12 protein-coding genes are annotated in these 14,322 nt (G+C 41.2%); 11 read left to right on the top strand and 1 reads right to left on the bottom strand.

What is annotated here, in order from left to right:
* Positions 1-180: 180 nt before the first annotated feature.
* From CWR45_RS05715 to CWR45_RS05745, 7 genes are all read left to right on the top strand, one after another.
* On the top strand, positions 181-1,167 hold the full coding sequence (locus CWR45_RS05715; protein ID WP_115748855.1) for a sugar-binding protein: 987 nt from the start codon (positions 181-183) through the stop codon (positions 1,165-1,167).
* A complete protein-coding gene (locus CWR45_RS05720) occupies positions 1,164-2,606 on the top strand; it encodes a sensor histidine kinase (protein ID WP_115748857.1) in 1,443 nt (480 codons plus the stop codon). Before CWR45_RS05715 ends, CWR45_RS05720 begins: the two co-directional genes overlap by 4 nt.
* On the top strand, positions 2,587-4,017 hold the full coding sequence (locus tag CWR45_RS05725) for a response regulator transcription factor (protein WP_170138800.1): 1,431 nt from the start codon (positions 2,587-2,589) through the stop codon (positions 4,015-4,017). Before CWR45_RS05720 ends, CWR45_RS05725 begins: the two co-directional genes overlap by 20 nt.
* A 59-nt stretch (positions 4,018-4,076) precedes the next feature.
* Entirely contained in the window at positions 4,077-5,432 is a 1,356-nt protein-coding gene (locus tag CWR45_RS05730; protein WP_211315936.1) for an ABC transporter substrate-binding protein, read from the top strand.
* 75 nt (positions 5,433-5,507) lie between these two features.
* Complete coding sequence (locus CWR45_RS05735) at positions 5,508-6,446, top strand: carbohydrate ABC transporter permease (RefSeq protein WP_115748861.1); 939 nt, start codon at positions 5,508-5,510, stop codon at positions 6,444-6,446.
* Positions 6,447-6,514: 68 nt separating this feature from the next.
* Positions 6,515-7,267: a carbohydrate ABC transporter permease gene (locus tag CWR45_RS05740; protein ID WP_425453598.1), complete on the top strand. Its 753-nt coding sequence runs from the start codon at positions 6,515-6,517 to the stop codon at positions 7,265-7,267.
* A 137-nt stretch (positions 7,268-7,404) separates the two neighbouring features.
* A complete protein-coding gene (locus CWR45_RS05745; protein ID WP_115748865.1) occupies positions 7,405-8,259 on the top strand; it encodes an ROK family protein in 855 nt (284 codons plus the stop codon).
* A gap of 74 nt (positions 8,260-8,333) precedes the next feature.
* Here the strand turns inward: CWR45_RS05745 and manA are convergent, their stop codons facing one another.
* Positions 8,334-9,290, bottom strand: coding sequence for a mannose-6-phosphate isomerase, class I (gene manA / locus CWR45_RS05750; protein WP_115748867.1), 957 nt, complete (start codon positions 9,288-9,290; stop codon positions 8,334-8,336).
* Positions 9,291-9,604: 314 nt separating this feature from the next.
* Between manA and CWR45_RS05755 the strand changes: the two genes are divergently transcribed.
* From CWR45_RS05755 to CWR45_RS05770, 4 genes are all read left to right on the top strand, one after another.
* On the top strand, positions 9,605-10,360 hold the full coding sequence (locus CWR45_RS05755) for an SDR family oxidoreductase (RefSeq protein ID WP_115748986.1): 756 nt from the start codon (positions 9,605-9,607) through the stop codon (positions 10,358-10,360).
* 308 nt (positions 10,361-10,668) lie between these two features.
* On the top strand, positions 10,669-12,024 hold the full coding sequence (locus CWR45_RS05760) for an ABC transporter substrate-binding protein (protein WP_115748869.1): 1,356 nt from the start codon (positions 10,669-10,671) through the stop codon (positions 12,022-12,024).
* Between the two features lie 101 nt (positions 12,025-12,125).
* Positions 12,126-13,454 (top strand): carbohydrate ABC transporter permease, encoded by a 1,329-nt coding sequence (locus CWR45_RS05765; protein ID WP_115748871.1) that lies wholly within the window; start codon positions 12,126-12,128, stop codon positions 13,452-13,454.
* Between the two features lie 13 nt (positions 13,455-13,467).
* The gene (locus CWR45_RS05770; RefSeq protein ID WP_115748873.1) at positions 13,468-14,289 is read left to right on the top strand and encodes a carbohydrate ABC transporter permease; all 822 of its coding nucleotides are present in this window, start codon (positions 13,468-13,470) and stop codon (positions 14,287-14,289) included.
* Positions 14,290-14,322 lie beyond the last annotated feature (33 nt).

Below are 14,322 nucleotides of genomic sequence, written 5' to 3' on the forward strand. Positions count from 1 at the left end.
GGTAATTTATCATGCTATAGTTTGAGATTGCTAGTCTATAACGTTCGGAAAGAATAAATGTAGTGAGCGAAACGAACGTTTCTCATGCGCAATCGAGCGACAGTCCAAAAGCACTACCCCCACACTCCCACTTCATGATAAAATATACGGAAAGCGCTACCATGAAAGAAGGTGATCCAAATGTCTGCCATTCAAAAGCGGGTTCTCTACACAATATCCATCGCTGTTTTCCTAACGAGCTTCACAGCTATGCTCTATTATGGCTACAAAACATTCTATATCCAAAGCGAATTTGCTAAGTCAAATAACTACACCTATCATTTCGCATTAATTGCTGAGGAATCGGAGAATGAGTATTGGCGTTTAATCGAGCAGGGGGCGAGGCAGGCTGCTGAAGAGAATGCTATTTTCCTAGAATATGTAGCACCAAAACGGGCGGATAATGAGCAGTTGCTTCGGCTGATGGACAGACTTATTGCTGCGAAGGTGGATGGGATTATTACACAAGGGGTAGAAGGTGAGCGTTTTGTTGACCTAGTACATAAGGCGGTAGAGCGAGGGATACCGGTAATAACGATTGATACTGACGTGAAAAGCAGTGAACGGAATGCATATGTTGGGACAGACAACTTCTATGCGGGGCAGCTTGCAGGACGGACAATTATTGAGAATACGACGGGGGAGCAGTATGTGGGGATTGTGACTGGAAGGCTGGATGCGATTAATCAGCAACAGCGGATCGAAGGGTTGAAGCAGGAAATCGCGTCCCATCCTCGTATCGAGATCGTTGCGTTAATGGAATCGAATATTACCCGGATTGGTGCGACCCAGGCTACATATGAGCTCTTGAAGAAGCATCCGGAGATTAATGCGTTAGTTGGCACGAGTTCCCTAGATGGGATTGGTATGGTAAAGGGGCTTGAAGAAATTGCTCCAAATAAAGAGGTGTATATTACTGCTTTTGATGTGCTGCCAAGGACGCTTGACCTGATTCGCAGCAATAAAATCGATGCGACAATTGCACAGTATCCGATAGAAATGGGCAGTAAATCGGTTGAGGTAATGATTGAACTGCAGGAGCAGGTGCTGTTAAATAAGGAAGTTTTTACAGAAACGAGAATACTGGAAAAAGACGATGTACAGCAGTCGAGCGGTGTTACGAGATGAGAACGATTCGTGGGAAACTAGTTGTCTACTTCTTTGTTTTTGTATTTCTATTTCAAATTACGGCAGTATCGATTTTTATTAGTTCTAATCAGTTAATGAAATCTTATAATGATAGCTTTGGAAGATTTTTATTATTGAATGCCATTTCACAAAAATCGTCTGAGCTCTATGAGCACACGATGAAAATTGTAACAGACCGGGATGCGGAAAATGAGGATGAATATTACGTTACGAGAAAAGCATTACAAGCAGAAAAGGAGCGGCTGGCCAATACCTTTACAAATGCGAATGAAATCGAAATTAAAAATTACCTCAATATTATCGAAACATTCATATATGAAACAGAGCTTACAGTTGGATTTGTTTTGAGGGATGACATTGAAAATTATACATCACATCTTGAGGAAACAAGAATTGCGTCTACCTATATCCAGGAGTCTGCCCTAGAAATACTAGATATGGAGTTAACCGATTATCAGTCGTTTTATCATGATTTGCAAGAGCGGAATGAGAGCTTCTTCCTGTTCATTATTTTCCTTTTCATTTCGACAATCCTGTTGGCGATTTTCTTTGCATTATGGTTTTCGAAAGGGATTACGAAGCCAATTGCTAAGTTATCCCATGCGGCACAGGAGGTTTCGAATGGTGACCTGCTTGGAAAGCAGATTGAAATTAAGTCAAATGATGAATTGAAATTGCTTGGAGATACGTTTAATAATATGCGGACAAGCATTCATGAGCTGGTGAGTGAAATCAAGGACCAGTCGGAGCTTGACCAACTATTGAAGGATATGGAATTGAAGCATTTGCAAAATCAAATCAACCCGCATTTCCTATTTAATACGCTAAACACTATCTCGAAAATGGCGTACTTAGAGGATGCGAAGACGACATCAGGATTAATTGATTCGGTTGCGATGCTGCTTCGTCACAGCTTGGGACAGATTGATAAGCTTGTACCACTAAAAGAAGAGGTCTCAATTGTGAAGGATTATTTTCATATTCAAAAAGTGCGTTTTTCTGAGAGGATTCAATTTAATCTTAAGATTGATGCATCCTGTTTGGATATCGAAATTCCACGTTTAACCTTGCAGCCACTAGTTGAAAATGCCTTTATCCATGGAATCGAAGAAAAGGAAGACGGTGGGACGATTATATTAGAAATCTATCAAACAGAACAAGAGGTCATTATCGAAGTGCAGGATGATGGCGTTGGAATGGAGCAGGAAAGGGTCGCAAGCTTATTATCTCTATCTACTAAAGAGGAAGCACATGTCGGCCATTCAACCGGAATTGGACTTACGAATGTCATCCGCCGGCTCCAGCTCCACTATCATCTGCAGGAAATAGTCGAAATTGAGTCTGCACCCAATGAAGGAACGACTATCCGCTTACGAATACCGAAAAGGAGGGATACCGATGCGAATCCTGTTAGCTGAAGATGAATTAATTGAGCGAAAAGCAATGCGAAAATTTATCGAGGAAAATTTTCCGGACATCGAGGTGGTTGCAGAAGCAGAAAATGGCAGGAAAGCAATTGAATTAGCTGCGAAAAAAAGCCCAGACGTTATGTTCATGGATATCAGGATGCCAGGAATCAATGGATTGGAGGCAATTGAAAAAATTAACACGGAAAATCCTGCAATCAAGTTTATCCTAGTATCCGCTTATGATTCCTTCGATTATGCAAAAGAAGCGATGCGTTTTGGTATCAAGGATTATATTTTAAAACCAGGGAGGAAGGAGGAAATCGTTAAGGCTATATTGCGTGTGCAAAAAGAAATCGAAGCAGAGAAAATGCAGCAGCAAGAAAGAATCCAAGCACTCGGCTTAAGGAATGAACGATTTATTACCGAGCTTATGCATGCGCCACTTCAGGAGTCGACTTTAATGATGCAAAAAGATTTATTCCCTAAAATACAAAGCGGCTGTTTTTTTGTCGTGAAGCATGGGGCAAAATTGGCAGTAGAAAATAGCCTGCAAAGCTTTGAAAAAGAAACAGACTCCCAATTTATTACTCATCAAGTTGAAGATATTATTGTAGTCTGTTTTCTAGCATCTACAATACTTCAGCGCTCAGATATATCGCAGGTTGCAAGAAGATTACAGCAAAAATTAGGGGATGCTGTCTATGTTGGCATTGGCTCACCAACGGCACTTTTTGTGGAGATGCCGAAATCCTATGAGGAAGCATATGAAGCATGTATGCAGCTTGCGGCAGATGGCAAGCGCCAGTACGGATTTTTGACTAAGGGGAAATTCCAGCAAAGTGACGAAGATGTCATCACCAGAATCGAAGCAATTGTTGAAAAAGGACAGCAGGAAGAGACAAGCCGATTGTTTCAAAAGTATCAGGACAAGCTCACATCAGCCGATAAAGAGGATTTGTATATACGGTTAAAAAATGGACTTATATCACGTAATATTGCCCCTCCAGCTATTTCCTTTTCTTCGATTAAAGCGAATCAAGATTGGTACACATACCTCCATTTATGCTCTAGCAAAATGAGGGAATATTATCAGTCGAAGTCGTTTATGGAGCAAGCGAAGAAATTTATTCATACACATTCTCAAGAGGCGATTACATTGGAAAATGCTGCGGCATCTGTGAATTTAAGTGCGAGTTATTTTTCTAATGTGTTTAAGCAAGAGTTTGGGATGAATTTTATCGAGTATTTGACAATGATTCGAATGCAGAAGGCAAAGGGATTGATTGAGGAAAATGTTTATTCATTAAAAGAAATCAGTTTCATGGTTGGCTATAAGGACCCGAATTATTTTAGTCGTGTATTTAAAAAATATTATAAGGAATCGCCGAAGCAGTTTCAGCAAGCAATCTTAAGAAAGTGAAGGAAAACGTAAAAAATTACAGGAGATACTGCGGATAAGTAGGTGTTAAGTCCTTTATAATGGATTATGAAAGCGGTATCAAACAAAAGGGGGAAGATGTAGTGAAGAAGAAAATATTTGGACTTTTTATATTCGTTGTACTAGCGCTATTTATCGCAGCTTGTAGTTCGGAGTCATCTGGAGATGCAGATGGGAAAACGGATGATGCAGGGAAGGATAATAGCGAAGGCGGTTCAGATTCAAAAGGGGAAGTGGAAATCTTCAGCTGGTGGACAGGTGCTGGGGAAGAGGATGGCCTACTCGCATTGATTGAATTATTCGAGGAGAAGAATCCAGATATTGCAATTGATAATGCAGCAGTATCAGGTGGTGCTGGAACAAACGCGAAAGCAGTTCTAGCGACAAGAATGCAAGGGAATGATCCACCGTCAACATTCCAGGTTCATGGTGGTGAAGAGCTGAATAAGAGCTGGGTTGCCGCGGATAAGATGGAGCCTTTGAACGATTTTTATGAAGAAAATGAATGGATGGATAAGTTCCCAGAGGAGTTAATTGATCTTGTAAGCAGTGACGGCAATATTTATTCGATACCAGTAAATATTCACCGAGGAAATGTTTTCTTCTATAATATTCAAGTGTTTGAGGATAATGGAATCGAGGTACCAACGACGATGGATGAATTCTTCGCTGCTGCTGATAAGTTACAGGAAGCGGGAACTATTCCAGTTGCTCTTGGGGATAAAGAGTCATGGACAGCGACACAAATTTTTGAAAATGTGTTATTAGGAAAATTAGGTCCGGATGATTATAAGAAGCTATTTGCTGGCGAAATTGGCTTTGATGATCCACGAGTTGCAGAAGCGGCAGAGCAATTCGGCAAAATCCTCGACTATGTAAATGAGGACCATGCTTCTCGTAACTGGCAGGATTCAGCACAGCTTGTTGCAAATGGCGAAGCAGCGATGCTGAACATGGGAGACTGGGCAAAAGGATATTTTGCTAATGACTTAGATTTGGAAACGAATGTAGACTTCGGTTACTTTGCATTCCCAGATACAGATGGTGAATTCCAAGTTATTACCGATACATTTGGCTTACCAAAAGGAGTCGATAATCCGGATGATGTGAAGGAGTTCCTAAAAGTGCTTGCTTCTGTAGAGGGCCAGGATGCATTTAATCCATTGAAAGGTTCTATCCCTGCACGAATCGATGCAGACCCGGAAAAATATGATCAGTACGGGAAGGATACAATGGAAGATTTCAAGAATTCGAGATTAGTGCCGAGCCTTGCACACGGTTCTGCAGCATCGGAAGGATTTTTAACGAAAGCGAATCAGGCAGTCAATATTTTCGTGACGCAACGAGACGTAGATAATTTCATTCAAGCATTGGTAAGTGCAGCACCAGAAATGTAGGGCTTTAGGAAATAGGCTGCCTCATGTCAGGCAGCCTATTCATATTATGGATGTACCTCAGATGGAGGGATTACGATGGCGAGTGACGTACAGTTAAAAACAAAACGAAAAATTTCCAAGGATCAGTGGACAGCAATTGCATTCCTGATTCCATCGATTATCTTAATTATCGTATTTGTATATGGATTTATTGGCTGGACAGGATATGTTTCCTTAAGTAATTATAATTCCCTTATTCCAGACTTTTCTTTTGCAGGATTGAAAAACTATCTTTACCTATTTCAGGATTTCCGTTTCCAAGCGGATTTACGAAACACACTATTTTTCACAATATTATTCATTGGCGCTGTCATTGTGATCGGCATGGGCCTAGCGATTTTAATTGATCAAAAGCTCAAAGGCGAAAGCATTTTCCGAAATATTTTCTTATTCCCGATGGCACTATCGTTTGTTGTAACAGGGGTCGTCTGGCAGTGGCTGTTAAATCCGTCAACAGGATTTAATCAGTTCTTAAGTGTTTTTGGCATTCAGCCGAAATGGTATACCGACACAAACATCCTTGCAGGCTTTGAATGGGGAAGCATCGAATTCGGCTTGCCAGTTGCAATTATTTCCGTAGTTATCGCAGCGGTTTGGCAGATGACTGGCTTCTCGTTAGCGATGTATTTAGCTGGACTCAGAGGAATTCCCGATGAATTAAGGGAAGCGGCTCGAATGGATGGAGCAACTGAATTTCAGGTGTACTGGAAGGTCGTACTTCCTATGCTCGCGCCGATTACGATAAGTGTCATCATTATTATGGCACATATTTCACTTAAAATATTTGATTTAATCTATGCGATGACAGGTTCCGGGGCAAACTTTGTTACCGACGTTCCCGGCGTGTATATGTTTGAAACGACGTTTAGAGGAAACTATTACGCAAACGGTGCTGCAATCGCGATTATTATGCTGCTCCTTGTTGCAGTATTTATTGTTCCATATTTATGGAGCAGTCGAAAGGGTGATCAATAATGGCGTCATTTCCAATTGGGAAGTTCATCAAATACTTTATTTTAATCTTATTTGCGGTCCTCTTCATCATGCCGATTTACGTCATTATTGTCACAAGTATTAAGCCGCTTGACGAGGTGTCGCTGGAAAATATGTGGGCATTACCATCGACAATCGATTTTAGCTCGTACTCAGAGGCATTTGCGAAACTCGCACCGAATTTTCTTAATAGCATTTATTTGGTCGTCCCAGCAACAATTTTATCTGCATTATTAGGGGCGATGAATGGCTATGTCTTGTCGAAATGGCGTTTCAGAGGGGCTAACACGCTGTTTCTCTTTATCTTATTTGGTATGTTTATTCCGTATCAAAGTATTCTAATCCCATTGATTCAGTTTTTACGTAATATTGAAATGTACAATACGATTCCAGGCTTAATTCTCGTTCATGTCGTTTACGGGTTGCCAATCACAACGTTGATGTTCCGGAATTTTTATGCAAATATCCCCGATGAAATGATTGAAGCAGCTAAAATAGATGGTGCGAATTTTCTCGCGATATTTAGGCATCTGATTGTTCCATTATCGATTACTGGTTTTGTTGTCGTCGCTATCTGGCAGTTTACGAACATATGGAATGAGTTTCTATTCGCCGTGACGATCACAACGTCCGATAACCAACCAATTATGGTAGCATTACAAAATCTATCCGGAAGCCAGATTGTCCAATGGAATGTGCAAATGGCAGGAGCCATGCTCGCAGCCTTGCCAACGATGCTTGTTTATATTTTCTTAGGGAAGTATTTTGTGAGGGGATTGTTGGCTGGGTCTGTGAAGGGCTAGGATTCTGTGGTGTGTGTGCTCTCCAGTAAATCTAGTCATTTAAAGTCCAAAATTGATAATAGTTTACTAGGAAGGGAAACTTGCAAATGTTTACAAGCTTTCCTTTCTAAAGAATATAAACATAAGGGGGCACGCATATGTTAATTGGTGGAATTGAAGCTGGCGGCACGAAGTTTGTATGTGCTGTAGGCGATGAATCAGGGGAAATATTCGATAAGGTAATTTTCCCGAATAAGGATCCAGATGATACACTTTCGGAAGCAAAGCAGTTTTTTGATAAATATTCGATTGAGGCGCTTGGGGTAGGTTCGTTTGGACCTGTTGATTTGGATAAACAGAGCGGTACCTATGGCCAGGTATTACATACTCCTAAGGTGAAGTGGCGGAATTTTCCTTTACTATCAAGGCTTCAGAATGAATATTCGATTCCAGTTTATTTGGATACGGATGTCAATGCAGCTTGTCTTGGTGAGTACAAATATGGCGCAGGTCGCAATGTGAATAGCTGCCTTTATATTACGGTGGGCACAGGAATTGGGGCAGGGCTCGTACAAAATGGAAAGCTATTCCAAGGTAAAAACCATTCAGAAATGGGACATATTTTTGTTCAGAAGCATGTGGATGATTCTTTTGCAGGAAGTTGTCCAAGTCACGGTGCTTGTATTGAGGGTCTCGTTTCCGGTCCGGCAATCGAACAGCGCTACGGGAAAAAGGGGATAGAGCTTATAGATAATAAAGCGGTATGGGAACTGGCAGCCTATTATCTAGCACAAGCAATTGTGAATTACTATGTGATTCTATCACCGGAGAAAATTATCCTCGGTGGCGGAGTGATGAAGCAGGAGAAGCTGTATCCGATGATCCGCGAGGAATTTACAAAGCAAATGAATGGCTATTTGAAGATTGACAATGTAGATGATTTAATTGTCGCCCCTGAGCTCGATGACGAACAGGGCGTGAAGGGTGCTATTTTATTGGCGGTGAATGATTAGCAATTTATTTACCCAAACTGCGGAAAGGATCCTATTAAATATCTGTTTAAAAGGATCCGACTCCGCCTATATTATCAAACGGTAGAAACTACAAATTCAGCTTCACCAGAAAGCTCATATTTATCTATAGTATGAGGCAAGATGAAATTACTTCCCTTTTTAATAGCAAAAGATTTTTCGTTAACCGTGATGACCGCATTTCCCGCAATTACACTTACTTGCAAGAAATCTTTATCTAACTCTAGTGAAACGTTTCCATTCAAATGCCAATGGTCAACGGTGAAGTACTTTTCCTCTACCAATCTCTTGAACTTTAAATCTCCGACTGTTCCCCTGCTTTGATTGAATGCAACAGCTTGGTATGGGACCGTTGTCACCATTTTCGCGCGCTCTAAATGTAATTCTCGATTAACACCATTAGCATCGGTCCGGTCATAATCGTAAACACGGTAGGTTATGTCGGAATTTTGCTGCGTTTCCAGAATTACAATTCCTTTGCCAATCGCATGAATCGTCCCACTTGGAACATAGAAAAAATCTCCAGCACTGACTTTGACTCGATTTAATAGAGTCCCCCATTCGCCATTGTCGATCAATTGTTCCAGCTCCGCGCGGGAATTGGCATGGTGACCTAAGATAATTTCTGCATCAGGCTCCGCGCTTAAGATGTACCAGCATTCCGTCTTACCGAATGGGATCGCTTCCATTTTTCGAGCAAATTCGTCATCTGGATGGACTTGAACGGACAAATCATCCACAGCATCTATTATTTTTATTAATAATGGATATTCCTCCTTGTTACCTGCTTCTTTATTAAAAAGTTCTCCATAATTCTGCCAAACATCAGCCAAGGTTTTCCCCTTTAAAGGTCCATTCATAATGACGCTTGGTCCATGTGGATGTGCTGAAATTACCCAAGCTTCCCCAGTCTTTTCAAATGGGATATCGTAGTTATATTCCTTCTTTAACTTTTGTCCACCCCAAATTCGTTCTTGGAAGACAGGTTGTAAAAAGATAGGTTCACTGTACATTTTACTCCTCCATTCCTTTTGACATTAAGTTATGTATAATACTATTCTATCACTTCTTACATAAAGGGAAAAGAGCCTAAATGCTATCATTCGACAAAACACGGGGAGTGACAGGCACTCTCTAAACGTCCTAATCGAGCGGCATACGCTTGGAATCGAGCGACGCACGTCCAAAAACGAGCGTCAATCATCGAAATCGAGCGACGCCCGTCCAAAATCGAGCGGCAGGCCCTTCAGCCGCCATTCTCTTGACAACGGCTCCACAAACCAATACTATAATTGTAATCGTTTACAATCAAAGGAAGGTGTTCAAAATTAGCCAACTATTAAATCAAGCAGCAATAGTCACTGGAGTAAGCCATCATAAAGGCATTGGCGCTGCAATTTGCCGAAAACTAGCATCAGAGGGTGTGAATATCTTTTTCACATATTGGCAGGCTGACCCAAATTGGCCGGTACAATTTCAGAAAGAATTAGTTGCGTTAGGGGTTCAATCCAAGTATTTGGAAATTGACTTATCTGATCCAGACTCCCCTATGAAAATACTAGATGCTGCAGAATCTCAATTAGGACAGCCGACAATATTAATAAATAATGCCGCACATTCGCTAAGTGATGGCTATATGAATCTAGATGCTAAGCTGCTAGACGATCATTATGCAGTAAATATGAGGGCAACGATTCTACTTAGCGTTGAATTTGCAAAACGATTCAAGAAATCAGATAAGGTTTCGGGCAGAATTATTAATTTGACATCTGGACAGGCGCAAGGCCCGATGATTGGAGAATTAGCCTATGTTGCTACAAAGGGTGCTATTTCTGCATTCACACTATCATTATCTGCAGAGCTCGCACCGCTCGGGATTACGGTTAATGCAGTGAATCCGGGACCGACTGATTCGGGATGGATGTCTGAGGAAATCAAGCAAGCGTTATTGCCGAGATTTTTAATGGGACGAATCGGTGTTCCAGATGATGCCGCACGACTCGTTGCATTTTTAGCAAGTAGTGAGGCTCAATGGATTACTGGACAAGTGATAAATTCAGAAGGTGGGTTTCTGAGAAGATAAGGTGCAGGGAGTGCTCCGAGAATGTCTCTGGCAGCTCTATTTTTAGGAAGAGAGCTCCATCCGAGGCATTGAGAGCTCCATATCTAGGGTGAGAGCTCCACTCAAGGCACTAAGCGCTCCACTCCAAGACCATTCGCACAACGACATCATTCGATAAAAAACAGGAAGTAACAGAGATTTATAAAACTGAATATTTTAATTGTATTGACAACAATTATATTTATCGTATAATAAAATAGAAAATGTAATCGTTTTCATATTTTCATAGAACAGGAAAATGAACACGATATGACAAAGGGGGCAATGAAATGAAGTTGTGGAGAAATGCACTGTGTAGTTTATTTTTAATTGCTTTGGCACTATTTTTAGTTGCATGTTCGAGTGATAGTCCATCATCAACAGAGGAAGATAAGAAGGATGATACAGACACGGCAGCAGAAGAGCAAGGTAGCACTTCAGATGAAGCGACAGATGAAGGGGAAGAGAAGGAGCAGGTTACAATCGTCTATGCACGTGGTGTGGATACTACTCCCGGGACGGACATGGTGATTGAAGCATTTGAGAAGAAATTTCCACATATTAAAATAGAATCTCGTGAAATGCCAGCAGATACAGGGCAATCTCATGATCAATATGTAACTGCCTTTAGTTCACAAAGTACGGAAATTGATGTGTTTAACGCAGATGTTATTTGGCCGGCGGAGTTTGCACAAGCAAACTATGCATTAGAGCTAGATCGTCTCATTGAACGAGACGGGATTGATATGGATGCATATTTCCCGGGCACAGTTGCTGCTGCTAATTTTAATGGGAAGCAGTGGGCAATGCCGCAATATACAGACGCAGGTGTGTTCTATTATCGGACAGATATTATAGAAGAGCCGCCAACGACATGGGACGAATTAATTGAACAGGCGAACGCCTTGAAAGGGCAAGAGGGCACAGAGTTTGGGTATATTATGCAGGCCGCACAGTATGAAGGGCTAATTACGAATGCGATTGAATTCATCGCTTCATATGGTGGACAAGTAATCGACGAAGAGAATAATGTCGTTGTTGACAGTCCTGAGACGGTGAAGGCAATTGAAAAAATGAAGGAAGTTGTTGGATCGGACTTCGTTCCAGGAAATATCCTTAATTTCCAAGAGATTGATACGGAAAATGCATTTATAGAAGGTAAATCTGTGTTTGCACGTAACTGGCCATATATGCAGTCTTCTTCCAATGATGAGGAAAAATCAAAAATTGCAGGAAAAGTTGCTATGACAACACTTCCAGCTGGGGATGCAGGGAATGCAGCTGCACTTGGTGGCTGGATGACGATGATTAATCGTTATTCTGAGCATCCAGAAGAAGCTTGGGAATTTGTTAAATTTATTTCTGGCGAAGAAGGGCAAAAAATCACTGCGGTAAACGGTGGACGTGCGCCAACATTGAAGGCACTTTATGATGATCAAGAAGTAAAAGATGCGAGTGAGTTATTCGCAAACCCAGATTTTATTGCTGTATTGGACAGTGCAGTATCACGACCAGTATCACCAATTTATCCGGAAGTTTCTGATATTATGCAAATTGAAATTTCAAAAGTACTGACTGGTGACCAATCAGCGCAAGAAGCAGCAACTAATATGCAAACGAAAATTGAAGCAGCAATGAATGAATAATTGGTTGAAACATAGTTTGTGAGGACAAGATGGGTGAGAACTCCCATCTTGTTTTTCCTTAAAAATATTTCCCAGTACATAAACGCAAGAGGGGTGTAAAGATGAAAAAGAAGAAGCGGGGATTTCAATTAAGCGAAAAACAGCTCGGATATGCAATGGTGCTGCCATCTCTTATTCTCGTATTTATTGTTGTTCTGTGGCCGGTTGCCCAATCTTTCTGGAATAGTATGTTTGATTATCGGTTAAATGATCCAGCTCGTTCGCAGTTAATGATGAATGCAAACATTGACCTCGAACGCTATGTTGATAATCATTTTTATATCGATAGACAGCTCGATGATTTGGCGACGATAACTGACAGTGAGGAAGCAAAGGAGACAATTGCGGAGATAAAGCATGGGGTTGAATCCTATCATGCAACCTTGATTAGCGACGAGGAGATTAAAGGCAAGGTAGAAAAAATTGATGAGCTTCTGATGAATTTTACCCCGATTACTGATTCCGAATTGAAGTATTCAGAAGTTGATAATGACTTCGCAGCCGATTATCGCGGGGCGCTCGAATCGTATCAGCAGAGCTTGTCGACAATCTCTGAATCTATTGATGATGAAGCAAACAGTATGAAATTCATGCAAACTGCAGACTTGCTCGGCGCAACAGGGAAAACGATCTTAAAATCTAACTTCATCGGTTTTGCCAATTACGGGAAGTACTTTAAGGATCAGCGTATGTGGCAATCAATCGGCAATACTGCATTTTTTACCGTAATATCTGTCGCACTTGAATTAGTAATCGGTTTGGCAATTGCCTTATTGATTAACCGTGCGTTTAAAGGCAGGGGAATTATCCGAGCATCGGTACTTATTCCTTGGGCAATACCTACAGCAGTTGCCGCGATGATGTGGGGATTCCTTTATGATGGGCAGTCAGGAATTGTCGGTCATTACTTAGAAGCATGGAATATCATACCGAATGCATCATGGTTATTGTCAACATCAGAAGGCTCGATGTTCTCGATTATTTTAGCGGACGTTTGGAAGACAACGCCATACATGGCACTCTTATTGTTAGCTGGATTACAAACAATCCCGCAATCCTTATATGAAGCATCAGATGTAGACGGTGCGAATAAATTTCAGCAGTTTTGGAGCATTACACTGCCACTTCTGAAATCATCGATTTTGGTTGCTTTATTATTTAGAACGTTAGATGCATTCCGTGTGTTCGACCTTATCTATGTATTGACAGGCGGGGGACCGGCAAATGCGACAGAATCGATTTCTGTGTACGCATATAAAACATTGTTCGCACAGCAAAATTTCGGCGAAGGTTCCGTTCTGTCTGTAATCGTATTCCTATGTGTCGCAATCATTAGTTTTATTTATGTAAAATTCATTGGTTCGGATTTATTCGCAGGTCGGACAAAATGAGGAGGATTACGAAATGAATAAACGAGCAGGTATCGGTTTCTACCTATTTTTAGTCTTATTCGTATTTTTAGTGATGTTCCCGTTTATCTGGGTGTTCCTAACATCAATTAAGCCGCAGAGTGAAATATTCTCGACTTTTAGATGGTTTACTACTAATCCATCGCTTGACTCGTACGAAGCTGCACTAACCAATCGCCCGTTATTGCGCTATATGCTAAATAGCTTCGTCGTTTCTGGTATAACAACGATTCTTTCTTTAGCATTTGCATCGCTCACAGCCTATGCGGTCACAAGATTGCCGATTAAAGGAAAAGGACTCATCCTTGGTATCGTCCTGGCATCATCGATGTTTCCGCAAATCGCAATTATTTCGCCGATGTTTAATTTAGTAACTGATCTTGGCCTGCGCAACAGCTATCTAGGACTGGTCATCCCATATATCACAATCAGTCTGCCATTATCAATCTGGATTTTATCGACATTCTTTCAAAAAATTCCATTTGAATTGGAAGAGTCGGCAAAACTCGATGGGGCAACACCGTTTCAAACGTTTCGAAAAATCATCTTCCCGCTTGCAGCACCAGGTGTATTTACAACTGGAATTCTAGTATTTATTGCAGCTTGGAATGAATATTTATTCGCCCTTACGATTAATAGTGATGATGTGTGGCGAACAGTCCCAGTTGGAATATCGATGTTCCAAAGTGAATTCTCCGTTCCATGGGGAGATATATCTGCTGCGACTGTGATTGTGACGATTCCAATTGTCGTGCTTGTATTGCTGTTCCAGAGGAGGATTGTGTCTGGGTTGACGTCTGGATCTGTGAAGGAGTAGTGTCATCGTGGTCAAGAAGCGGAGTAATATCGA

The sequence above is a fragment of the Oceanobacillus chungangensis genome, from assembly GCF_003369565.1.
In the GTDB taxonomy this organism is placed as follows: Bacteria; Bacillota; Bacilli; order Bacillales; family Amphibacillaceae; genus Oceanobacillus; species Oceanobacillus chungangensis.